Source organism: Spirosoma spitsbergense DSM 19989, from assembly GCF_000374085.1.
GTDB classification, from domain to species: Bacteria; Bacteroidota; Bacteroidia; order Cytophagales; family Spirosomataceae; genus Spirosoma; species Spirosoma spitsbergense.
In genome coordinates this window covers 27,496-51,553 of record NZ_KB893548.1, presented here as the reverse complement: position 1 = coordinate 51,553, position 24,058 = coordinate 27,496, and the positions used below count along the sequence as shown (strand labels likewise).

Below are 24,058 nucleotides of genomic sequence, written 5' to 3'. Positions count from 1 at the left end.
TATTAGCGGTTAATCGTCATATATCGTACAAACTTGCGTCCATCACTCAAATTAATCACGTAGTAGTACGTTCCGTCGGGCACCCCACTCGCATCAGAGCCGAGGATAACACCCGTATTTGGCTTACCATCCCAGTCGTTCTGGTAGTTAGCATTCGTGTAGACCAGATTACCCCAGCGGTTGTACACATCCAGGCTAACGGTCAGGCCGGTTGTTCCCCGTACCACGAACAGGTCATTGATACCATCACCGTTCGGCGAGAAGCCTTCCGGAATGAAGACGGACGCAAACGTCGGCGGCAGAATCAACACCGTAGCTTCGCGCTCGTTCGAATCGGTTGGGTTTCCGTTTCCGTTGAGATCAGGATTCAAACCAGTCGTCGAAATATCCGTGACCAGGCCCGATTTCGCTCTGGCCCTGCCGTAAGCGGAGTTCAGGAACGTGGTAGTGCTACCATCGGCTATTACATTCACCACTACCAGGATGGTATCGGCTTTACCAGCCGCCAGTGTACTGGTACTATCACCCAGCACCAGTATGGGGTCGGAGCCACCATTGAAGCCGGGGTTCAGTTTCAGCGCACTGCCGGTTGAGATAATCACCGGCTGGTTGACCACCGAGAAAGTCGAACCCGTCCTGGTGTTGAACACATTCAGGAGGGTATCGCTCACACTAACGTGCGTCAGCTTATCCGGTCCGTAGGCCTGTACTACCAGTTGATACGTTACGTTCATACTGCCATCGGCCTGCCGGGCAGTATCCCGAACCGACATGGCCAGACCAAGGTACGACGACGATGCGAGGCCATTCAACGTGATAGGTGTTTGCTGGCTGTTGTTGCGCGGATCGAGGTCATTGTCCGGGTCATCATTCGTACCCGCCGTCGACATATCCTCCACAACCTGACCGTCGGGCGTGAGGGCGGTGGCCAGTGCCGTGTTGTAGAACGTCAGCGAATCAGCATTTTTCACATCTACCCGAACAAGGAAGGTCAGATACGCTTTACCACCGGCGGGCAACGTACTCACCGAGTCAACGAGCATATTCGTTATTATACCCTGGCCGGTATACTGCGGATTGATGGTCAGGCTGTTTGCACTGGCCCCCGTACTGGTCACTGAGATCTGGCTACTCACAATCAGGGCACCGTGGCCAAAAGTTTCGGAGAGTTTATCCACTACCTGTACCTTCTTCAGCGGAACCGTACCGAGGTTGAACAGACCGATGGTATACGGAATATCATAAACCCCCGTATCTACCAGCGTTGGCGTACCAACCGATTTGGCTACTCCCAGCAGTGCCTTCGGCAGGTCGAAGCGAACCGTTGTTGCTACCGAACCGGCGGGTGCCGGATCAAGACCACTGTTAGAGATGTCCTTAACCACCTGACTCGAATCCGGCGTATGGGCCGTAACCGTTGCGCTGGAGTAGAACGGACCGTTGTTTCCACCGGTTTTCACGTTCACCGTTATCAGCACCGTATCCTGAGCACCCACGGCCAGTGAGCTGGCAGGAGTCAGAACATTCGGCTGCGTGTTTCCATTAAAGCCTGTATTGACCACCAGCGTACTACCTGCTCCTACCACCGGCGTACCCACTACCGTATAAGAAGCCGGGGCGGTGAAGGCGTTAATCAGACTATCTGTGAGTACAACACCATTCAGGTCTACATCACCAAAGTTTTTGATGGTGGCTTTGTAGGTAATGTTGTACGAACTATCTGGCTGTTGCCCGATTTTAACCACTGCCAGCGCCAGACCAATACTTGGGCCTTGTGGCTGACTGGTTCCCAGCGTAAAGCTGGCCGGACTGGTGTTATTGGTTGGGTCACCATCATTATCCGGGTCCGAATCGCCCCCACTTACCGATATATCCGACACCGTGGTGAAGCTATTCAGCGCCGACGCACTCGCGAAGTTGTTGAACGATTTAGTGGTATCGCCCGAAGTCCGGCGCACCGTTACATTCAGCGTAAGCATCTCCGAGCGACCGGGTGCCAGCTGGCTCATCGGGTCAAGCATATTCGAGTTGCTGCCCATACCGGTAAAGGCCGGATTCAGTTTCAGCGAGGAGCCACTGTTCGACAGCGTCAGCTTCGTTTCAGTTACCGTGTTCGGTGAGAACGAATAAGCCAGATCATCAATCGCCTGTACGTGTTTCAGGGTATCCTCACCAAAGTTGGTCACGACAAATTTGTACGCAACTTTAATAAGCGAATCACCTACGGCTGTTGGCCGACCCAGTACCGCTTTCGCAATACCAATCAGGCTCGGCCGATTCTTCGACGTATCGGTTACCGTTACGCTCGATGTATTGTTGGCCAGGTTGGTGTCCTTATTGTCGAGATAGGTAATCTCGGCCGTATTGACAACCGCCTGCTTTTTCACCGTAACACGACCGCTGAAGACAATCTGCTGCGACTGGCCCGCTTTCAGGCTGTCGATGCGCTTCGTTATTACCCCGCCGGATACCTTATAGTCGGGTGCCGACGTAGCTACCAACTCCAGCCCTTTTGGCAGCTCATCCCGCACGTCAATGTTTTTTGCGGTGTGCGGTCCGGCGTTGCTCACCGTGATGGTGTAGGTTACCGGTGCGCCGTTTTTCACGAATGCCGTGCTGGCCAGTTTGGTAATCTGCACATCGGTATCCAGTGTATCGGCAGCGCAGTTGAATACGCTCACGACCACTTTAGCCGGTGCGCTCACGCAACCGCTGGCATTTTTCTCCACAATCCAGTAGTTACCGGCACCAACCGAATCGGGCCGGATAACGATGTTGGACGTGATGCATTCACAAATGCGGTACATGTACGAGCTACCCACCGTTGTTGACGACAGGGCTTTGGTCAGGTCGACAACTTTTGCCGGGCAGGTATTCCGCAGATTACGCACCAGCGGAGTCTGAATTGGGTCACTCACCTGCACCGTTACATTGTCTGATTTGACCGAGCTACAGCCCTTGCCATCCAGCAGTTGTACGTTGTATACGCCACTGCGCTTCACGACAATATTCTGCGTGGTTTCGTTGTCGCTCCATTTATAACCGGCGGCACCGGCAGGTGCCTTCAGGATAACGGAATCACCGTAGCAGAGCTTCGTGGCTCCCACCATCGTTATAATGGGTATCGACTTGATGCCCTCAAGGGTAAGCAGCATATCATCCTTTACCACCGGGCAGGCTGCGTTATTTGTACTAACCGACAGTGTGAGCGTTATTTTACCCGACAGTACATCTTCGGCACTGGCGGTGTAAATCGCGTTCAGGGCAAAGCTGTTGTCGAAGGTACCGCTACCGCTGGTGGTCCAGTGGGCGGTTTTACCCGCACCACCCATAACACCGCTCAGCTGGTACGTCTTCGCAGCGCATACACTGGCGTCGGCACCTGCATTGGCTGTTGCCGGGTTGGCAGCATCGCAGGGCGTTTGCTCACTACAGGTGGTAATCTGCACGTGAATCATCAGCGGCAGACTCATACAGCCACTGGCTGTTTTCTCCACCACATAGAACGTGCCGGAACCTACGTGCGCCGGGTCGGCCACTTTCGACACATCGCTCAGCGTCGCGTCCGTGAAGTACTCAAATACACCACCCGTTGTGGCCGGGTTGCTGCTCACGGCTTTCGCCAGGTCAGCGGTCAGCATCGGACAGGTATTGGTGATATCCTTCACGGTTGGCTGTGGCACTTTTGGCAGTACCGTTACAGACAGTACGCTCGATGGTGCGCTCTTACAGTAGTTAGAGTTGCTGCACTGAGCCGTGAAGGTAGCCGAACTGGCCAGCGATACGGTGATTGATTTACCCACCTGGTTATTGGACCAGGTTACGTAGCTGTTTGGCGAACAACCCTCGGCCATCAGCGTTACCGGGGCACCGAAGCAAGCCGTTATGCTGCTGTTACCACCCAGAATCGAGACGGTCGGCGTGACAGGTGCGCCTACCTTAATGGTAACGGCAGTAGACTGGTCACCTTCACAGTCACCCAGTTTACACTTCACACGGTAGGTAACATCGGCCGTTGGCGAGATCGTCAGCGTGTTGCCAATCGTTGTTCCGTCGGACCAGATGTAGGTTCCACCCGCACAACCGGTGGCCGTCAGCGAAACGGGTTCGCCAAGGCATATTGACGACTTGTCGCTCACGATGATTGGAATGGATGGCGTACCCAGCGTAACCTGAACACTTGCCGATGGCTTGCTCGCGCAACCATCAACCGTACAGATAGCCGTTAGATTCAGGTTGCTGAAGACGGGTTTGGTGTAGGTAGCCCCTACCGTTCCGTCCGACCAGGTAACACTGCCACTGGCACAACCGGTGGCCGTCAGGGAAACCGTACCACCGCTACAAACGGTGAGCGACGGGCCAGCCGAAAGCACAGGCGGCTCAATATCATGCACCGTCACTTTTGCGCCAACAACATCCAGACTGGCGCACTTGCTGCCAATCAATGCCAGTACATCGGCGGGCGTTGTTACACCCAGGTTTATGTTCGCCAGATTGAGGTAGTTCTGGTCGGCAGTATTCGCATTGTACACCAGCATATGAATGGTGTATTCGGCCGCGCCAGACGACACAACGAATTGTGGGGTTGGGCTGGTTTGCTGGATAACTCCGCCTTCCGCCAGCACATAGGCAACCGAGTAACCCGTGGGTTGCACCAGGCCACCATTTATTGTGGCGGCTACCGTAACCGTGCTGCTCGAACCACTGCACACTATTGCGTTGGCAGGCAACAACCGACCGGCTTTGGCAACACAGCCAGCCGTTGGGGCTACTACGGGAGCAACATTGATGGTGTACTCCGGCGATGTGGCACTCCGGCATAAGCCGTCCTGACAGTAAACCGTGTAAGTAGTCGTTACCGACGGCGTTACCGTTATGCTGGTAGTGTGCGAGTCGGTAGCACTCCAGTACGGCATACCCTGGCAATTTTGCACCGTCAGTACCAGTGACTCGCCCGAACGTATGGCCGATGAGCTATAGGTAATCGTCGGTGTGGGTATAGTCGCTATATTCAGGCTAACAATATTCGATTTTCCACTGCCACAGGCCGTACCACTGGCAGGCTTACAGATCGCGTAGAACTCCCGGTTCGATGGCGTTGCGGTTACCGAAACAACCAGTCCGGTTTGTCCGTCCGACCATTGGATGCTGCCGCCCTCGCAACCCGTAGCAGTCAGGGATACAAGGCCACCGTTACACATAGTGGTGGTCGAAGCCGTAACCGTTGGGGCAGGAGTCGATGAGGTATTGACCGTTACACGCACCTTGTTCGACGCGTCGCTTTCACAGCTTCCCTGTTTGCAGGTAGCATAGTATTCCAGCGACTGCGTTGGGTAGATAGTGATGCTGGCACCCACTTTATCGACACCATGCCACACAACCGTACCGGTGCAGCCCGTAGCGGTGAGCGACACAGGATCGCCACTGCATATGAGCGTTTTGCTTACTTTCACAATCGGAGCCGACGGAGATACCACGGCGATATTCACCGGAGTCGATGGGTCGCTCAGGCAGGCACGGAATTTACACTGGGCGTAGTAGCTGATATTGGCCGTCGGGTACACTGTGATACTTGGTCCCGTTTTCCCTTCTACGTTCCACATCACCGTGCCATTGCAGTTGGCAGCGGTCAGGACAACGGCACCACCGGCACAAACCGTGTCGACACTGGCCGTTACCGTCGGAATAACCGGTACTACGATGTCGATGTACACACTCGATGACTTGCTCACGCAGGCACCACTCCTACAGTACACCGAGTACGTATTGTTGCCAACCGTTGGCGTTACGACAATACTGCCGGTCGTGGCCGTTGTGCTGTTCCAGACTGGCGTTCCCACGCAGTTTTCCACGGTCAGCGTTACGGTCTCACCCGGACAAACGACCGATGTGCTGCAAACGATGGTCGGTGCCGGAATATCCGTGGTGATATTAATCGTCTTCAGTGCCGGTACACTCAGGCAACTGGCAATCCGGCACTGGGCCGTATAGGTCGTTTTGCTGTAGGGAGTCACCACAATGGAAGCCCCCGTCTGCGCTTTATCCGACCATTCGATGGTACCGCCGGCACAACCCGATGCCGTTAGCGTTACGGACGTGCCAGGGCATATATTATCGGCACTGGCCGTGATGGTTGGCGTTTTCGGATCGAGCACCATAACGATGATGGCGTTGGATGGGTCGCTGATGCAGCCCGCAACCGAACAGCTTGCCGTATAAGTCGTAGTCGACGCGGGGGTTACAAAGATCGTTAGGCCAGATTGCCCATTCGACCATAACACTTCGCCACCGTTGCATCCCTTTGCCGTTAGCGTTGTTGTTCCGCCTTTGCAAATCTCGGTGATGGAACAAACGATGGTTGGTGCCTGAATCACACAGTCAACGACCGATATGCTAACTGACGAGGTGTCGTTTTGTGTTCTGGCCGGATTGTTATTCGAGCCGCTCACGAGGGCCGTATTCTTAATCGACCCACCCGAAACGATGGTTGCTTCAACCAGCAGGTTTTGATTTGACCCGTTGGTTAGTGTACCAATTGTCCACATCCCCGTTGCCGGGCTATACTGGCCTACTGGTGTCGAACTAACATAAGTCAGCGATGCGGGTAGTACTTCACTCACCTTCACGTCAGTCGCCGTTACCGGACCATTGTTGGTCACCTTAATCGCGTAGGTAACTTTCTGACCGACACTGTATGGGCCGGGTGTTACAATTGTTTTAGTAACAGCCAGATCAGCCTGGCAGGAACCTACCGTAACGGTTACCGACGAGCGCGTACTGACACAGGCATCCGTAAAGGCTTCGGCATAATACACAGCGGCACCCGGTCCTGAAGGTGTTATAACTAATTTACCACCACTCTGTGTCGTACCAAGCAAGTTACCGGTCTGGTCGTACCAGTTGATCCGGGAACCCGGTGCAAAAGCAATCAGCTTCGTACTGCTGCCCTGGCAAACCAGCGTATCATCGCAGGCGACGTTGGTGGGCGCATCCGGCCGCTTACTGATCCGAACAATCACGGAACTAGTGGCTTCCTGGCAAACGCCACCCGGCCCGTCAGGATCATTGGTGGTGGCGGTTAGCAGAACATTCCCCGTGGCTATATCAGAAGCCGTTGCGGTGTAGGTTGTTGTCAGGCTGTTGGAATTACTAAACGTACCCGTACCATTCGTTTTCCACGTTACGCTGGTTGCCGAACCGGAGAGCACCGCTCGGAGCGAGATAACATCGCCGGCACAGACCGATTGACCCGGCCCTACATTCACACCCGCTACGTTCTGGCAGTTACAGTCGATGGTTTGAACCGTCAGGATTGCCGGATTGCTATAACAGCTACCGCCTTTGGCAAAAACGTAGTATTGACCAGCACCCACCGCTGTCAGGTTGGTTACCAGTGTGGCTTGTGAACGGGTTTGGCTTGTATACCACTCATAGGTCAAATCCGGATTACGGTTCTGAATCTGAATAGTGGTAAGATTAACCGTCGTAACCGGACAGGCATTCCTGATGCTGGCCGAAATAACCGGTGCATCTATCGTTGTAACGGCAACAACAACCGACTTGCGGGCACTCACGCATTGACCGTCCAGAGTAACCGCTTCTGCGTAGTAAACCGTTGTTGCTTTCGGGCTTACCGTTAGTGATTGTCTGGATATACTTAGCGTATCAAATGCTGTTCCACCGGATAGTGTCAAATACCATCGTACATAGGAGAATGGTGTTGAAGCTGTCAGAACAGCAGAACCACCGGCACATATGGCAACATCGCCCGATACAACCAGACTAAAGTCAGTTGGGCAGGTAGATTGCAGGTAAAAGCCCGCGTCCAGGTTGAGGTTGTTCTCACCAGTCGCCAGCGTTACTGAGCGGGTCTGGCCCGTCAGGGGGTTCACGTCACTGTCCGTGGCATCGTTACCCCCAATCAGTGCAGAGGTCGACACAAAACCCGTGGGTGTCACGAAACTAACACTGTACGGAACGCCCGGTGTCAAACCCGTAAACGAGTATAATCCCGAAATACTGGTAGTTGTCGAAGCGATGGCCGTGTTGGAACCGTTCAACAGCACCACCGTTACACCCGGCAACGGCGTATCGCCCCCGTTCTGAACCCCATCCTTATTGGCATCCACAAATACGTAGTCGCCTAAGCTGCTATAGGGTCCCTGAATAACCTGTATGTCGCAGCAATTGGTAGCCGGACATCCATTACGATACGTTACAAATCGATAAACACCCGGACTTTTTATAGTTAGGGAAAGGTCGTTGTTTACTTCTGCCAGCGACGTGGATAAGGCTGATGAACTAATAGGGACGTTATCCCGATACCAAACGATCTGGTCGTAGCCAGATGGCACCATGACGGTGTATTCATCCCCGAAGTAGTAAATAATAGGTACAGAAAAGCAAACCGAAGCATAATCGTCTTCGGTCATGCTCTGATTATTAGGTGTTGAGTTGGTATCCACCTGATCGGCCGCAATAATTTCGGCCGTATTGAACCACACACCCTGTTCCAGTACCGTAGCCTTAAAGACCAGCACGGTAGAGTCGCCGGGTGCAATAGCCGGAATGACCAGCGTACCAACGGTAGCGGTAGCCGAACCCGTAGTTGTGAAAACGCCCGACCCATGAATAACGCTGGCGGATGTCGGCACGTAGGAAACACCCCCGGCCGGCAAATCATCTTTTACCGAAACATTGGTAGCAGTCGTGGAGCCGGGAGAATTGGCTACAACTATGGTGTAGGTCACCACATCGCCAATGGCGGGAGCCTGCGTACTGATATGTTTATAAAGACTTAGATTAATGGTGGCCTGCGTCTGGGCCTGTGCAGAAGTGCCAACCACCCCAAACAATATCAGCATGAGCAGCGACATTGTCCCTGTCAAAAAAGGGGCTATCTGACTGTATTTATTGTTAACGAAAGAGCGGAGTAATTGGGGCAGGTCACCTCCTGTGTACGATTTCGTCCTTACGGCTATTGATCCTGTACTCCCGTGTATTTGTACTGGCTGAGTGGATGAGAGCAAGGATGTTTTTAGTATAAATTTCTCATTCATTGGACGTTGTGTAAAGAAATGACACGCTTCTTTTGTTAAATTAAGTCGACAGGAAGGGGGATTGGGATTGGGTATATCAGGAGGTTCCTGGCAATAGGGAGTCGGACGACGTTCGCTTCTTTCCTTACATTCTGGCAGTTGACCTGACTGCAGGCGGGTTCGGGTAGCGATTAGCGAAGATGGAATGGGCTGAAACAGTCTCAATCGGCTGTAGATCAGCTCCCAAACAGAGCGGATGACCCGAACAATAATACGTGCTATAGCCGGATAATTCCTATCTGATTCATGATGCACCCTGGGGTAAATACGGTCAACAATAGCCTCAGAATGTTCTGTGTGAACGGTAGATATTTCTTCCATCTGTGCAACTTAATTTGGAAAAGGCTTAATACGAGTAAAATAGCATCCACAGAATACGGAGATATTCTGACCAGCAAATCGCCCACAAGTCACTATATGCAGTTGTGTGGTCAACACGCTCTTTTACTTTTTACAATTTATCTAAAACTATGCCAAACAACGTTTGCCTTCTCCAACTAATCATACCTAAACATTAACCTTCTGTCCTTTAATTACTTATCCCCTAACTAACCTATATACACCGCATACCATTATTATGCACGGGAATGAGTGTTGCAGGAAAGAAGGGGTTGACCGGAGTTGCGGGTAGTTAGCGAAAATTATGCCAACTGTATGGTTCCTGCCCAGGCCAGTTTATATAGTTAACCAGCCTAAATTCAGGACAACAGATAGCCCGGCAATTACCGGACGATGTATGAGCCCTGAAAGAGGAATAGTTTGTCCGCAATTGATTACTTGTTCTTTAGGGGAACAGGGGTACGACTGTACGAATATAGACATCAGCCCGTAGAGTTGTTACATATTTATTGGTCGGTATTTGACCGCACAAAAAAGCCGCTCCCCAGGGAGCGGCTAAGAAAAAACAGGAAATAAATTCGCTTAAAAATCGTAGCCCAATGTCAGGTAGGGAATAGGCTTTCCTACCGACCGGTCCTCAAGCCCCCAGGCATAGTCGAATTTAACGAAGTATCCAAAGAGCATCGTTCGTATACCGGCTCCATACCCAATCAGGAAGGGATTCTTAAAGTTCGTTACGATGGCCCGGAATGGTATACTGCCGCCACCAACTACTTCCGTATTCAGGCTGTTTTGCTTACTGAAAGGACCACTTCCACTCCAGGCAGTGCCGATATCGCTAAAGGCAACCAACTGTAGATTACGCAGGAAATTGGAGGTTATGTTACCCCGGTACAGGTAGCGGATCAGGGGCAGGCGAAGTTCGGCGTTGAACAGCATATAGCTGTTGCCGGTAAGTTTCCCCTGCCGGAAGCCCCGCAAAGGAGCGGCAAAATCGAGAAAGAATACATCCCGATAGTCGTAGGGAATCTCATTTTGAGTTGTGTTAGGAACCAGTAATGGATTGGAAGCGACCTGCTCTTTGGTATTGGTACCAATCCAGTTCTCCATCCCGCCCAGTGTACTCCGCTTGGGGGCTGGTCCGCCCGACTGGCTGAAGGCGAACCGCGTGGCCAGCACCAGGTCACGATGAATTTTCTGGTAATGCCTCAAATCGAGCGACAGCCGACGGAAGCTTTCCGACGAACTCCGTAAACCCGCGTATTCTTCAAACCGGAGTTTCATTCGGGTGCCCATCACCATGTTCATCCCATTTACTTTGGTATTATCGAAAACATATTCACCCCGCAAACCCGCATAATCAGAAACCCGGTCTGGCTCACTGAAAGAAGAGAGGTCTATTAAACGGGTGATGGCGTAGAAAGGAGACACGGTGAAGCGGCTGTTGACCGAGACGGGGTACGAAGCCGATACGGCAACCCGATTGTACCGGTACTTCTGCAACATCCCCGCTCCATCCAGAAACAGGGTCTGACGGTCGACACGGGCACCGTAGTCGATTCGGTGCGTCAGGTTCGTGTATTCGGCAAAGAGGTCGCTGTTTTTGAGGGTGTTGGTCAGACTGATAAAGCCCCCGGCCCGGAGAACGTGATTTTCCAGCAAGTCGGTCATGGTCACTTCCTGCGCGTAACCAAATCCTTTAATAGGATCAACCCGCCAGTTAGATGGGGCCTCGTTGATGCCAAAGGTACCTTTATAGTCATAAGGCCCCCTGATCGTAATCGTTTCCCGACGGCGGTTGCGTGGCAATGGCGTAGTCAGCGTGGGCGTAACACCCGCTACCGAACGACGCTGCCGGTTCTCGACCGCCTTGAGCACATCGGGGTCGAACTGGTAATTATCGGTATCCACTTCGTCCGGTTCCAGCGTAATTCTGGGTGTTGCATCCGGTTGTACGTCGGTCTTTGGGGTACGACTGGCCACACTCGAATCCCGGCCCGCCTGACCGGGTCGGGCAGTTGTATCGGTCGTAGTCTGCGCAGTACGCACGGTACTGGTCCGATTATTATTCAGGGTTCGCTGCGTTGGTGGCGTCTGCAACTTTTGCGTAAGATTAAGTTGCGACCGGAATCCAATAAACTCATCACCATTCTTCAGGCTGCTATACACAAACCCACCGTTTGCCGGGTTGAGGTCGTACAGATGAATACTCTGCGGAAAAGCCGTTAGCTGAGCAACCGATTTGGTTTCGGTTTCGAGCCGGTAAAGATTCCGGATACCGTTTACATCATTGAGGAAGTAAATAGTCGATTCTCCCGCTGGAATTGGCTGGGTGGCATGAGCCAGCGAATCCGTTAACTGGGTTACCGACAAATTACGGGCACTTCCTTCGTGCGTAAACAGCATCAGGTCATCGCTAATGCTTTTATAGGTTCCCTTATCGACACCCAGTGTATCATCCCTCCGGTTGGAACTGAATACAACCTGCTGGGCAGTACGACCGATGAAAGCCGGGTACAGGTCGTCGTACAGGTCATTGGTCAGTTGCTGGTAGGAGCCCCGGTTGATACTGTACAGGAACAGATCGTTCTGGCCGTTGCGGTCGGCACTCAAAATCAGGCTGCCCCCGTCTTCCGAGGCATCCATCCAGATTACCTCCGAGAGTCCATTGACCGGCCGTTTGAACTGACGTTTCGCTTTTTTCTCAAACCCCTCAAACTGGTACAGGTTGGTCTGCCCCAGCTCGTCGGCAATGATGAGCAGATTATTATCTTTCTGCCAGGCCAGCAACGGTGTGTTGGCGTGTGTTTCAACCCCGTCCAGCCGATAGCCGCCCGACAAAACCGTTTGTTTCTTACGAGTTGCGGTATTGACTACGTCAACCTGAAACTTACCATCCCGCAGAATAGCGTACGCAATAAACTGCTTATCGGGACTCAACTTCAGGCTTACCAGTACCGATTTATCATCGGCGGAGCCTATTTTAAGTTGAAACTCGTCTGTACCTGCCTGATAGGACTGCCCAACGCTGGTAGCCATGTTGGCGTAGTACTCCCGCCATTCGCGCAGGAACCGGTTATACGGCACACCCAGCGTACTTGAAATGCTGCTCTGCTCGTTCCGGATAATGCGCGTCAGATTCAGGATATTTGAAATATTGTCCCGACCGTATCGCTGAACGATATAATTCCAGATGGAATGACCGACCAGCTCGGCATCGGCACCATTGAGCAACGATGGTTTTTTGACGGGGCGGGTTACGGAAACATCCCGCATATAATCATCCAGCTCCAGGCTGTTTCCACCAGCAATATACGAAGCAATACCCGGCATAAACCAGTCCGGCAGCGTTAGCAGAAGTGAGCTCTGGAGGGCATCTTTCAGGCTTCCGCCATACAGCATGTCATAGACGAACAGCATGGCAATATCATGGATAATCTGCTTCCGAAAGCTAATCTGGTCGCCGGTAAAGGCCAGTTCTACCCGCGACTTGGACAGGTTCTGTTCCCGGCTGTTCAGGCCGCTCTGGGCATTGAGACCAATGTTACTCTGGGTGAGTTCGGCGGGGGAATTGAACAGGAAAATTTTCACCCGGCTATAGGGGGTATAGCCCAGCAGTTCGGTAATCCGGTCAAATTCCGATTCGGCGTACTGCGCCGTCAGGTTAGCAATCTGACGGCCATCCTGATAGTAGTAAATCTCGAAGTTTGAGGTACGGATGATTTTCCACTCGAAATTCCGGTATTGAATCCGGTTTTTCCCGAACCGCTCCAGCGACGGGTAATTTTGTGCCGTAGCCACGCTCAACCCACCCAGCCACAGGCTCAACAGAATTATGTATCGATTTCGCATATAGTAAGTAGTGGTTAGGAGCGAGGAGTGAGGAGTGAGGAGTGAGGAGCCATCCGGCATAATTAAAAAAGTAATCCCGACTGTTTTTTGTTACCGGATGGCTCCTCACTCCTCACTCCTCGCTCCTAACTCCTTTTTTGCTTGATTAATTAACGAATCATAGCGGCTAATATTCGCTTCCGGCTCCAAATCTTCACCATCCAGCAGGTACCGGGAAAACTGTTCGGCCAGATACGGAGCCAGCGACACGCCTTTAGTGCCCATACCCCCAAAAACACCAGCAGTTGCCTGGGTGGGATGCAGCCCAATAAATGGCCTCCTGTCTTTAGTAGACGGACGGATACCAGCCTGCTGGGCCACTACCTCGAAGGGCACTTTCAGAATGTCCCGCACTTTCGTTTCTAAGAACGTACGACCCTCCCCGGTTGTTTTCCAGTCGATATCATGCCAGCTATACGTAGCCCCGATTTTTACCAACCCATCGCGAATGGGCAGAATAAAAAGTCCCTGGTTCACGACGGAGGAGATGGCGTAATCAGGCACCACCGCCGTTATAATCTCTCCTTTTACGGGGTTGTAAGGAAGCCAGTTGAACAGTGGATTTTCGCCTATCTGTGCTCCGTCGCAAAAAATAACCTTGTTTACCGTTATACCCTGCCACTCCGCTTTACCATCGCTGAACATCAACTCATTAATCTTTACGTTGACGTCGGCATACTGGTTTTTCTGAATAAAATATCCTTTTATAATCCGGACAAACTCATTGACATCCAGCCACCCGGACTGGGTCACCTCAAGCCCCCCGAACGGGTTGTTAATGAACCGGTCGTACAACTCGTTATTGACAGCGTTTACTATGTATGGCTGTATGGCCGGATTGTCTGTCAGCGATTCGTAGGACTTTTTTTCCGCCACTGACCGGAAGGGGCGATAGATAGTTTTGGGGTGAAAGAACCGAACATTGAGTTCCTGTTCGATATGCCGGTAAAACTGGTGCAGAAACGGGAACAGTTCATCGGCCTTCCAGGTACGCACCAGTTTACGCCCCGTAAGTGGGTTGACGATACCAGCCGCCACCGCCGAGGCCGAAGGTCTTGCAGGGTCATCGACCAGAATTACCGAGCATCCCCGCTGGTCGAGCGTCCAGGCCAGTACGGACCCGGCCACACCCTGACCCACAATCAGAAAGTCGGCAGTCATAGATAATCAGGCGAGTGGGTTAGCTGCTTTTTTATGGCTGTTGCGATGGATTGCCGCCAGTCGCCGGTCGGCCAGTTCAAGAACCCAGTCCACCTGTTCTTCAATGGTCATGTGCGATGTATCCAGCAGCGTAGCATCGGGGGCCTGCACCAGTGGGCTTTCAGACCGGGTCGTGTCGATAAGGTCGCGTTTTTCGAGGTTATCAATAATATCCTGAAGATTGACCATTTCCCCCTTGGCGAGTAGCTCCTGCTGTCGGCGTTTGGCACGGGTGTAGGTATCGGCGGTCATAAAAACCTTGACTTCGGCATCGGGAAAAACTTTCGTACCGATATCCCGGCCGTCCATGACGAGGCCCCGCCTTCGCCCCATTTTCTGTTGCTGGGCCACCATTGCCCAGCGCACTTCGGGAATGGCACTTACCTCACTCACAATGTTGGAGATGTACATCTTCCGAATCTCCTCCTCCACATTCAGGCCGTTCAGGCAGGTTTCGTTGCGGTCTGTTCGATTGTTGTGTTTGAACGAGATATGAATTTTCTCGAGTGCTTCGTTCACTTCTTTCGGGCTGGAGAGCGACACCCGCTCCCGAATAAAAAACAGGCTAACGGCCCGGTACATAGCTCCCGTATCGATGTACCCATAACCTAAACGGGCAGCTACTGCCTTAGCGGTAGTACTTTTCCCGCAACTGGAATAGCCATCAATGGCAATAACTATTTTCGGCATAACAGACGTGTCCGCCGAAGCGGCAATGATTTGACAAAATAACCAAAAAATAGCCTATAGTTAAGCTCTTTTCGGATAACAATACGTAGAAATAAACAGGCAGCAAGCCCGTTAGCGGGTACTGATGGATGACTTCAGTTCCCGATGCTCGGCCCGAAGAATAGCATATATATATTCGTCCAGATACTGATTATTTTTCACGGCTGCTTTCCGGTGAATGGCCTCCTGCTGATACCCGGCGTTGGTCAGTACGCGCATGGAAGCCGTATTCCCTTCCAGCACGCAGGCGAAGATGCGGTTTAACTGAAAATTCTTAAAAATATAGTCTGTCATAATCGGTATGGCTTCCGTCATGATGCCCCGGCCCCAGTATTCCTCACCAACCCAGTAGCCAATTTCGGCATTGTACCGGTAAATATCGTCTTTAACGGTAAAGCCAATATTCCCTACCGCTTTCCCATCCACCTCTACGGCCAGGTTGTTTGGCTGCTGGTATGACTTGTTGGAACGCACCCACGAATGTGCATCGCGGGGCGTGTAGGGATACGGAAAAAAGTCGCGCACATTATTCCAGATTTGCCGGTTACTGGCATGCCGAACTAATGATTCTTCATCGCCCTCGCGCCAGGGACGTAGCTGACCGACAGAAAGAGGAAAACAAACCAAGGTAGTAGTCAAAAGGCAAAGAGTTCACAAGTCACTAACAAACGGAACGGCCAACTGTTAGCGCAGAACGGAGTTATTTACGAGGCTCAATTTGCATCCGGTTTGTCAATTCTACAAATAACTTCATCCGGCTCCTGTCCCGGTTCACCCCTTACCAACCCGTATTCATCGGAAAAAACAGTTGGTCTGCCAGAGGACACGTTAGTTTTGACCCAGTCAATCGGTCAACAAACTACCGCCACGCATGAAAGCAATCTATACTTGTGTTAAGTGGTTGGGGTGGGGTGAAAATACATCTACTCTCTTAATAGCCCTTCTACTAATTTCCTTTCTGGCACCGGCGCAAGCGGTACTTACTGGCCGGGTAACCGACCAGCGAGGCCATGCCCTGCCGGGTGCCAATGTGTTTTTGCGCGGCACCTACGATGGAGCCAACACCGACAGCACCGGGCTATTTCGTTTTACCTCTTCCCGCCGGGATACGGCTACTCTCCTTGTATCGTACCTCGGCTATAAGCCATTCAGCCAAAAAATAACGCTGGTCCAAACGCCATCGCTAACCATTCGCCTGACCGAAATGGCAAATGAATTAAATACCGTCGTTATTACAGCGGGTTCGTTTGAAGCCTCGGATGAGAAGCGCATGACCATGCTCAAGCCGATGGATATTGTCACTACCGCCGGAGCCAACGCCGATATTACAGCCGCCATGAATCTGCTGCCGGGTACGCAGCGCGTCGGTGAGCAAACCGGTCTGTTTGTACGCGGTGGTTCAGGAGAGGAAGCCAAAGTAATCATTGATGGCATGATTGTGCAGAATCCCTATTTCAGTACGATGCCCGATATACAATCGAGGGGGCGGTTTCAGCCGTTTATGTTTAAAGGCACGTCGTTCAGCACGGGTGGTTATTCGGCGCAGTACGGGCAGGCATTGTCCAGCGTCCTATTGCTGAACACGACCGATAAAAGCAGCAATAATGGCATGAGTGTGAGTCTGAACCTGGCCAATACAGCGCTCAGTTACGACCAGGCCAGCGAAAAATCGTCGGTTTCGGCAACGGCCTACTACGGCAATCTGAAACCACTATTTGCCCTGGTTCCCCAGAATATCGACTGGACGCACGTACCGGAATTTACCGGGTCGTCGCTAACCTATCGGCTCAGACCGACTAAAACCGGAATGCTGAAATTTTACGGTATGTACTCCGATAGTAAACTCGGCATGAACTTCCTTGACCCATCTGCTGATGCTGGTACAACAGCCTTACAACAACGCAACCGAAACTTCTTCACGACCAGCACCTATACCGATAGCTGGGCTGAGGGGAAATGGCTACTCAATTCAGGACTTTCGTACAGCTACGACACCGATGCCACAACCTACAGCGGAGCCGACTTCGGGCGGGGTAGCGAACGACTACAGGGCCGGGCCGTACTAACGCGGTTGTTCGGACATGGAAATGCCGGACCGAACTCCCTGCTCTTTGGTACCGAAGCCAGCCGGGTTACCATCCGAAATACAATTACGGGCAATACTTTTTCTTTGCACGACAAGTATGGAGCCGTTTTCGTTGAATCGCAGACGTATCTGGGCCGAAATCTGGCGGTGCAGGTGGGTCTTCGGGGAGAGTATTCATCGGTCATTGGCCGGTTCAATCTGGCCCCCCGCCTGTCACTGGCCTATAAAACTGGGCCGTACAGTCAGGTATCCATGGCCTACGGGCAGTTCTACCAAACGCCAGACTACCGCTATCTGTACCGGAATACAACCCTGAACTACGAACGCGCCGACCACCTGATTCTGAACTATCAAGTCATAAAAAACAAGCGCACGTTCCGGGTAGAGACATTTTACAAAAACTACGCGCAACTGGTACGGGAATTTATGAATCAACCCGGTTCGGCGGCCCGTTTTGACGCCAACCCGTATCGTTTCCCGATTGGTCAGACAAATAACACCGGCTATGGTTACGCAAAGGGTTTCGATGTGTTCTGGCGCGACCAGAAAACCGTAAAGGGGCTGGATTACTGGATTACCTACAGCTACGTCGATTCCAAACGGCTCTTTCAGCAGTACCCCGTGGAGGCTATGCCTACATTCATTTCAAACCACAACATCAGCCTGATTAGCAAACGGTATTTTGAAAAAATCAGCACTAATCTCGCACTTACCTACACCATCAGCAGCGGTCGCCCCTACTATAACCCCAACCGTGACGAAACGACTACGGGCTTTCTGGTCGACCGTACACCGATGGTGAATAACCTGAGTTTTTCAGCCAGCCATATTACCAGCATAAAAAAGAATAGGGTAGTACTATACGCATCCGTCGACAACCTCCTGAACACGCATAACGTCTTTACCGATGGGAAGACACGTTACGCTGTCGGTCCCCAGTCTTACCGGAGTGTCTTTGTCGGGGGTATGGTTATGCTCTCCAAAAAGGCGAAAGTCAACGTCAATGAATTGTAAGTACCCTACCCTTTTCCCAAATCCACTATATATTTTTTATTAACCAGTAATCACAACTCCAATCATGAAAACGATCATCATTCTTATCATCACGGCCCTTGCCGCCAACAACCCCGTTTGGGCACAATCAGATCAATACAAAGAAGCTATGAGTGCTGCCATCAACACCATGAAATCGCATAGCGAAAAATCACCGCCAGCCGATATGCTGGCCTCGGCCAACCAGTTTGAGCGGATTGCCAGTGCCGAGCCTACAGCATGGCTACCCCGTTACTATGCTGGATTGAACTACGTATACCTGGGTTTTATGGGTAAAGACGAAGCCGAAAAAGATACCTATCTTGACCAGGCCGATGTTAACCTGAAAGCGGCCGAAGCCATAACACCGGAAAACGACGAACTGGCTGTTCTGAAAGCCTACATTGCCCAGGCCCGGATGGTCGTTGACCCCATGAGCCGGTGGCAGCAATACGGCCCTTTATTTCAGGCGGGGCTGGAAAAAGCCAAAGTATTGAACCCCAACAATCCACGCATTTACGCACTCGAAGGCTCCTCGCTGATGTATACACCAGAGCAGTTTGGCGGTGGTACGGGCACTGCCTGTCCCGTACTGAAACAGGCCGCCGAAAAATTTGCTACTTTTAAACCAGCCAGTGATTTATCGCCGATGTGGGGCGAAAAACAGATCGAACCGATGCTGGCGAAATGTAAGTAATCTCAGGCGGTGAGTCGGTCAGTGACTGACAAATCTGACACCAGCCGTTCACTCATTGACTCACTCACCAACTGATTTCTATGACACGCGAACAACTCATCGGCACCATCGGAAAAAACGGCCGCCGGCTGAAAATGCAGGCGTCAGACCTGGCCAATTTTGACTTCAGCGGCCTCGACCTGACCCAGGCCGACCTGAGTTTTTCCAACTTGAACCGGGCTAATTTCCGGGGTGCCGTTCTGCGCCAGGCCAACCTGAGTTTTTCTAACCTGAACGGAGCCGATTTTACGGATGCTGATCTGTACGAGGCCAACCTGAATTTCAGCGCGCTGGACGGGGTAGACCTGACCGGGGCCAATGTGGAAGGGGCTACGTTCAATTTTTCCGGTCGCAGCCGGTACCGGCCAGAAACGCCTACCCGACCGGAGCCTATCACCCTGACTACCATTTTACAAAAACCTGGCTGGGGTACGCTGATCGGCATGTTTTTGGGAGCGTTGCTGATTTATGGCTGCAATGCCATCATTTATTTTACCAACCTTATACTGACAAGTACTGACCCGTTAATGAAAGGTCTTTACCGGTTTCTGATTACACAGAACATGACCGATGGTGCCGTCGTCTTTTTATTGACATGGGCCTTATCGGGTTGGCTTACCCGCCAGTTCACGGCCGTGTGGCAACGGCATATCGTCATCAGTTTTGCCGTGATGGGTAGCTTCCTTGTTGTCAATACCAGTTTGTATATGCTGATGGGCAGGCAATACATTGAAGAACTAAACAAACGTCCGGGAGGAATTGCCGGAACAGCCGACTGGTACTTTTACGTCATGGGCGATTTGCTGATTGCCAATATTTTTCTGTACGTGCTGCAGCAGGGTCGTCAGCTTACGCGCAAACTATCGGAACAGGAGTTTCAACTCCTCAACATGGAAAAGCTGAAAACCCGCGCTGAACTGGATGCATTGCAGGCCAAAATCAATCCGCATTTTCTGTACAACGCCCTCAACAGCATAGCCAGTCTGGTGCATGAAAACCCCGGCAAAGCGGAAGAAATGACGCTGCTGCTGTCGAAACTGTTCCGCTACTCGACCGGTCGGGACGGCGAATTATTCGCTTCCCTGGCCGACGAACTCGAAATGGTCAAAACCTATCTACAGGTGGAGCAGGTGCGATTTGGCAACCGGCTTACATTTAGCGTAGAGGTAGAGAACCCCGCCCTGAGTGCCTTAAAACTACCCCAGTTTTTGTTACAGCCCATTGTAGAGAACGCCATTAAACACGGCATTGCCAAACGCGCCGATTCAGGCCGGATTGATGTCCGGATCTATGAAAAAAACCGGAGCGCCGGACCACGGGATGCCGGACCAAGCGAACTCCACCTTTGTGTCCACGATAACGGCCCCGCTTTCCCCGACGATATGAGTGGTGGTTACGGACTACGTAGTATCCAGGATAAACTCAAACTGCTCTACGGCGACGATGCCCGCGTTGAATTGCAAAACTGGCCGCTCAAGCAGGTATTGATTTGTATCCAGATGGTTAAGATCCAGAGTAGTCAGTCTTTTTTAACACCCGACCAATTAGGCTCAAGTCCTTATGACACACTCATTAAGAACAATACTAATCGACGATGAACCATTGGCAATCAGCCGGTTACGCCGTTTATTAGACAAGCACCACGACACTGTTGAGATTATAGGCGAAGCAACCAACGGTGCCGAAGGGTTAACGCTTATCGAAGCCGAACGACCTGACCTGATTTTTCTGGACATTGAAATGCCGCTACTTAATGGTTTCGATATGTTGTCCCGACTGACGGCCATGCCGATGGTTGTTTTCGCCACCGCCTTCGATCAGTATGCCATTCGGGCGTTTGAAGAAAACTCGATTGATTACCTGTTGAAGCCCATCGAAGCCGAACGACTGGCCCGAACGATTCAGAAAATCAGGACATTCGTGGAGCGTAGTGATACTAGTCAGGCAATGACCAACCCCATGACCGAGAGCGTCATGAAGCTGCTGGCACAAATGCAGTTGAGCGCAACCCCGGCCAAAAAAGAAATCCATTCCATTTCGGTAAAAACGGGCGAAAAAATCTTACTAATCCCTCTGTCCGACATTGCCTATTTTGAAGCCGAAGACAAATACGTTTTCCTGGCAACCACAGACGGTCAGAAGTTTCTAACCACCTATACCCTGACAACCCTTAATGAAAAATTACCCGATACCTTCGTGCGGGTCAGTCGGTCGGCTATGGTAAACCGGCACAGGATTACAGAGATCCACCGTCATTTCGATGGCAAATTCATGCTGGCCATGAGCGACAAAAAAGGGACAAAGCTAACTAGTGGCAGTACGTATGGCGAAGCGGTACGGCAGCTCATGGAACTATAGGGGTAAGCGTCCGGGTAAAGCAGAGACATTTTTGACCAGCCATTATTTTGCAAAGCAGCTTCCCCTGGCCTACCTTTATCACTAAGCAACTGCTTAGAGCGAGTTGATTATATGGACGAAAAAACGCTGCTGCTTGACCTGAAGCAGAGAATGGAAATACAACTCAGCCAATTTGAGGACCAGTTAATTTTTAGTGATCCCCATGAGCATGATGAGGAATACCGTTTTCTGATTCGAAAGGCGGCAAATTACCGGGATACACTCCTCAAAATTAACAATCGACTACTTGAACTTTAGCTATCTAACTAAATATGGATAAGGCAAAACAGTATTTGGAAGAATACAGAAATCTTTCTTCATCGCAGGAAAAAGCAACTCTGATGGCCCGGTATCAGGCTTTTTTACAAACGCTTTCTGTTGATGAGCGAGAACACGCTCGTCAGTTTATGCAAACCCAGCTACGATCAGAGATTAAAAAAAACGTTAGTTCACTCGATGCACTATCTGAGCAGGCAGACCTACTACTCAAAAATCCGATTTACCAGTAATAATTGACGATTTTCCGCAGGTGGATAACCGCATGAGCAAGAAAAAAAGCAGTGGTGTTGTCTACTCCACCGACCCCAACTTTCAATACCAATCCGACGACGACCCCGAAGCGGAAACCCTGCCCCCGGCTCAACAGAATCTCAAAATCTGGGTGGTAAAATTGGGTGGTAATAAAGTGGTAACCGCCATTCGGGCGTTTATCGGCACCAACGCCGATCTAACTGAACTGACAAAACAACTCAAGGCCGTTTGCGGAGCGGGCGGCTCCGGTAAAGACGGTGAAATCCTGATTCAGGGCGACCACCGCGATAAAGTACTGAACTGGCTTGTTGGTAAAGGATACAAAGCAAAAAAAGCGGGCGGCTAGTACGCAAACAGGCTTTGCCTGGGTGGTTGTGTAAACCCTTCCGCCAATCAGGGAGTTATTCTTCCATATACGCAGTTTGGCGCGTTATTCTTACCAATTTACCCAACCAGTTATGGCAGAAAATATAAAAACCGCCCTCATTACCGGCGGTTCGAAAGGTATCGGCTACGGTATTGCCGAAGTCCTTATCAATCAGGGAATCAAAGTCGCGATCACCAGCCGTTCATCGGTGGCGGCAGAGCTGGCAGCAAAAAAACTAAACGAGATCAAACCCGGCTACGCGCTGGGTATGGCGGCTGATGTGCGCGATCTGACCTCGCAGCAAAACGTAGTAGAGAGCATAGTGAGTCAGTGGGGTCAGCTCGATTATGTAATTGCCAACGCGGGCGTGGGTCATTTTGCCTCCATTCAGGAACTTACCCCCGAACAATGGCATGAAACCATCGACATCAATCTGACGGGCGTTTTCTACACGGCTAAAGCGACACTGGACGCTCTGAAAAAGACAGAAGGTTACTTCATCACCATTGCCAGCCTGGCCGGCACTAATTTCTTCGAGAAGGGGTCGGCTTATAACGCCAGCAAATTTGGCCTGGTTGGCTTTACTCAGGCCATTATGCTCGATTTAAGAAGCGAAGGCATCAAGGTGACCACCATCATGCCCGGCTCAGTAGCTACGCATTTCAACGACCACCAACCCAGCGAAAAAGACGCCTGGAAAATCCAGCCAGAAGATATTGGCGAGATGGTGTACGACCTGATTAAAATGAACCCGCGCACTCTGCCCAGCAAAATTGAAGTACGGCCCACCCGACCCGGGGGTAAATAACCTGTTTGGCCCGAAGGCCTGGAATTACGGCTGTTGAAGTAGTGCCAGGCCTTCTTCATTACCCTGCTGAAGGGCCAGGTCAAGCGCACTCAAACCGCGCAGGTCCCGAATGGAACGGTCGGCTCCGTGGTCGAGTAGCAGTTTTACCAGCTCATTTCGGCCAAACATAGTAGCAAACATGAGTGCCGTACCCCCGTTACCGTTTCGTTGGTTTAACTCAGCGCCTTTTTCTAGTAGAAGCCGGGCAACTTCAATATAGCCCTTGAACGATACGCCCATGAGCGCCGTGTTTCCACTGTCGTCCTGCATGTTCGGATCAGCGTTGGCCGCCAGTAAAACCTGGGTCGCCTGTAGTTGACCATCGTAAGCCGCGATGATTAAGGGCGTAAATCCCTTTTCATTCTGCATGTTTACATTCAGGCCGCTGGCAATGAGTTGCTGTAGTGAAGCAATGTCACCTTTACGGGCGGCATCAAAGAGGGTAGTTGTTGTTTGACCGGAGTTGGACGTCATACCGACTGTTGCGTGTTCAAAAATGAGTATCGATGAAAAACTAAACAAATAAAAGTGACTCGTTTGTTCAAAAAAAGGTGTTTCGCCGTAGCCTGCGACTTTCCCCGGGTAGCCGAACAGCACTAATTTCTCACCAGCCGGTCAATTTGTTCATTCAGTAATGGATTCCCGTTATCAAAACGAGCCGCAGCTTGTTAAGCCTGTATATTTTATTTCTTTTCGACATGATTATAGAATTGTACACGGCTCCGGCCACTGATTCATCGGGAGTTGCGGAGTCGCCGATTTCCAGCATAACGGGCGAACTGCCGGAGCAGGAGCCCACGCTCGA

General features: G+C 51.5%; 13 protein-coding genes. 7 read left to right on the top strand and 6 right to left on the bottom strand.

Annotation, left to right across the window (positions count from 1 at the left end):
* Nucleotides 1-2: 2 nt before the first annotated feature.
* The 5 genes from B157_RS0116385 to B157_RS0116365 all read right to left on the bottom strand — a co-directional run bounded on the left by B157_RS0116385 (nt 3) and on the right by B157_RS0116365 (nt 15,896).
* The gene (locus B157_RS0116385; RefSeq protein ID WP_245565107.1) at nt 3-9,059 is read right to left on the bottom strand and encodes an Ig-like domain-containing protein; all 9,057 of its coding nucleotides are present in this window, start codon (nt 9,057-9,059) and stop codon (nt 3-5) included.
* A 960-nt stretch (nt 9,060-10,019) separates the two neighbouring features.
* Nucleotides 10,020-13,289 (bottom strand): hypothetical protein, encoded by a 3,270-nt coding sequence (locus tag B157_RS0116380; protein WP_020604387.1) that lies wholly within the window; start codon nt 13,287-13,289, stop codon nt 10,020-10,022.
* Nucleotides 13,290-13,394: 105 nt separating this feature from the next.
* A complete protein-coding gene (locus B157_RS0116375; RefSeq protein WP_020604386.1) occupies nt 13,395-14,489 on the bottom strand; it encodes an NAD(P)/FAD-dependent oxidoreductase in 1,095 nt (364 codons plus the stop codon).
* A 6-nt stretch (nt 14,490-14,495) separates the two neighbouring features.
* The gene (gene cmk / locus B157_RS35500) at nt 14,496-15,218 is read right to left on the bottom strand and encodes a (d)CMP kinase (RefSeq protein ID WP_020604385.1); all 723 of its coding nucleotides are present in this window, start codon (nt 15,216-15,218) and stop codon (nt 14,496-14,498) included.
* Between the two features lie 111 nt (nt 15,219-15,329).
* Nucleotides 15,330-15,896, bottom strand: a complete 567-nt coding sequence (locus B157_RS0116365) for a GNAT family N-acetyltransferase (RefSeq protein ID WP_245565103.1) — start codon at nt 15,894-15,896, stop codon at nt 15,330-15,332.
* Between the two features lie 232 nt (nt 15,897-16,128).
* On the opposite strand from B157_RS0116365, the gene B157_RS0116360 reads away from it, so the two are divergent.
* The 7 genes from B157_RS0116360 to B157_RS0116325 all read left to right on the top strand — a co-directional run bounded on the left by B157_RS0116360 (nt 16,129) and on the right by B157_RS0116325 (nt 23,214).
* On the top strand, nt 16,129-18,357 hold the full coding sequence (locus tag B157_RS0116360) for a TonB-dependent receptor (protein WP_020604383.1): 2,229 nt from the start codon (nt 16,129-16,131) through the stop codon (nt 18,355-18,357).
* 64 nt (nt 18,358-18,421) lie between these two features.
* On the top strand, nt 18,422-19,072 hold the full coding sequence (locus B157_RS0116355) for a hypothetical protein (RefSeq protein ID WP_020604382.1): 651 nt from the start codon (nt 18,422-18,424) through the stop codon (nt 19,070-19,072).
* Nucleotides 19,073-19,152: 80 nt separating this feature from the next.
* Nucleotides 19,153-20,709 (top strand): histidine kinase, encoded by a 1,557-nt coding sequence (locus B157_RS0116350; RefSeq protein ID WP_020604381.1) that lies wholly within the window; start codon nt 19,153-19,155, stop codon nt 20,707-20,709.
* Nucleotides 20,672-21,469: a LytR/AlgR family response regulator transcription factor gene (locus B157_RS0116345; protein WP_026308744.1), complete on the top strand. Its 798-nt coding sequence runs from the start codon at nt 20,672-20,674 to the stop codon at nt 21,467-21,469. The genes B157_RS0116350 and B157_RS0116345 overlap by 38 nt, the downstream gene beginning before the upstream one ends.
* Nucleotides 21,470-21,780: 311 nt before the next feature.
* On the top strand, nt 21,781-22,017 hold the full coding sequence (locus B157_RS0116335; RefSeq protein WP_020604378.1) for a hypothetical protein: 237 nt from the start codon (nt 21,781-21,783) through the stop codon (nt 22,015-22,017).
* Between the two features lie 32 nt (nt 22,018-22,049).
* Nucleotides 22,050-22,385, top strand: a complete 336-nt coding sequence (locus B157_RS0116330) for a translation initiation factor (protein ID WP_020604377.1) — start codon at nt 22,050-22,052, stop codon at nt 22,383-22,385.
* A 112-nt stretch (nt 22,386-22,497) separates the two neighbouring features.
* Nucleotides 22,498-23,214, top strand: a complete 717-nt coding sequence (locus B157_RS0116325) for an SDR family oxidoreductase (protein WP_020604376.1) — start codon at nt 22,498-22,500, stop codon at nt 23,212-23,214.
* Between the two features lie 24 nt (nt 23,215-23,238).
* On the opposite strand, the gene B157_RS0116320 is transcribed toward B157_RS0116325, so the two are convergent.
* Nucleotides 23,239-23,727, bottom strand: coding sequence for an ankyrin repeat domain-containing protein (locus tag B157_RS0116320; RefSeq protein ID WP_026308743.1), 489 nt, complete (start codon nt 23,725-23,727; stop codon nt 23,239-23,241).
* Nucleotides 23,728-24,058: the final 331 nt, after the last annotated feature.

What these genes read in the sequence shown, in the direction of transcription:
- B157_RS0116385 (WP_245565107.1), bottom strand. Translation starts at nt 9,059, where the DNA reads ATGAATGAGAAATTTATACTAAAAACATCCTTGCTCTCATCCACTCAG.
- B157_RS0116380 (WP_020604387.1), bottom strand. Translation starts at nt 13,289, where the DNA reads ATGCGAAATCGATACATAATTCTGTTGAGCCTGTGGCTGGGTGGGTTG.
- B157_RS0116375 (WP_020604386.1), bottom strand. Translation starts at nt 14,489, where the DNA reads ATGACTGCCGACTTTCTGATTGTGGGTCAGGGTGTGGCCGGGTCCGTA.
- cmk (WP_020604385.1), bottom strand. Translation starts at nt 15,218, where the DNA reads ATGCCGAAAATAGTTATTGCCATTGATGGCTATTCCAGTTGCGGGAAA.
- B157_RS0116360 (WP_020604383.1), top strand. Translation starts at nt 16,129, where the DNA reads ATGAAAGCAATCTATACTTGTGTTAAGTGGTTGGGGTGGGGTGAAAAT.
- B157_RS0116355 (WP_020604382.1), top strand. Translation starts at nt 18,422, where the DNA reads ATGAAAACGATCATCATTCTTATCATCACGGCCCTTGCCGCCAACAAC.
- B157_RS0116350 (WP_020604381.1), top strand. Translation starts at nt 19,153, where the DNA reads ATGACACGCGAACAACTCATCGGCACCATCGGAAAAAACGGCCGCCGG.
- B157_RS0116345 (WP_026308744.1), top strand. Translation starts at nt 20,672, where the DNA reads ATGACACACTCATTAAGAACAATACTAATCGACGATGAACCATTGGCA.
- B157_RS0116335 (WP_020604378.1), top strand. Translation starts at nt 21,781, where the DNA reads ATGGATAAGGCAAAACAGTATTTGGAAGAATACAGAAATCTTTCTTCA.
- B157_RS0116330 (WP_020604377.1), top strand. Translation starts at nt 22,050, where the DNA reads ATGAGCAAGAAAAAAAGCAGTGGTGTTGTCTACTCCACCGACCCCAAC.
- B157_RS0116325 (WP_020604376.1), top strand. Translation starts at nt 22,498, where the DNA reads ATGGCAGAAAATATAAAAACCGCCCTCATTACCGGCGGTTCGAAAGGT.
- B157_RS0116320 (WP_026308743.1), bottom strand. Translation starts at nt 23,727, where the DNA reads ATGACGTCCAACTCCGGTCAAACAACAACTACCCTCTTTGATGCCGCC.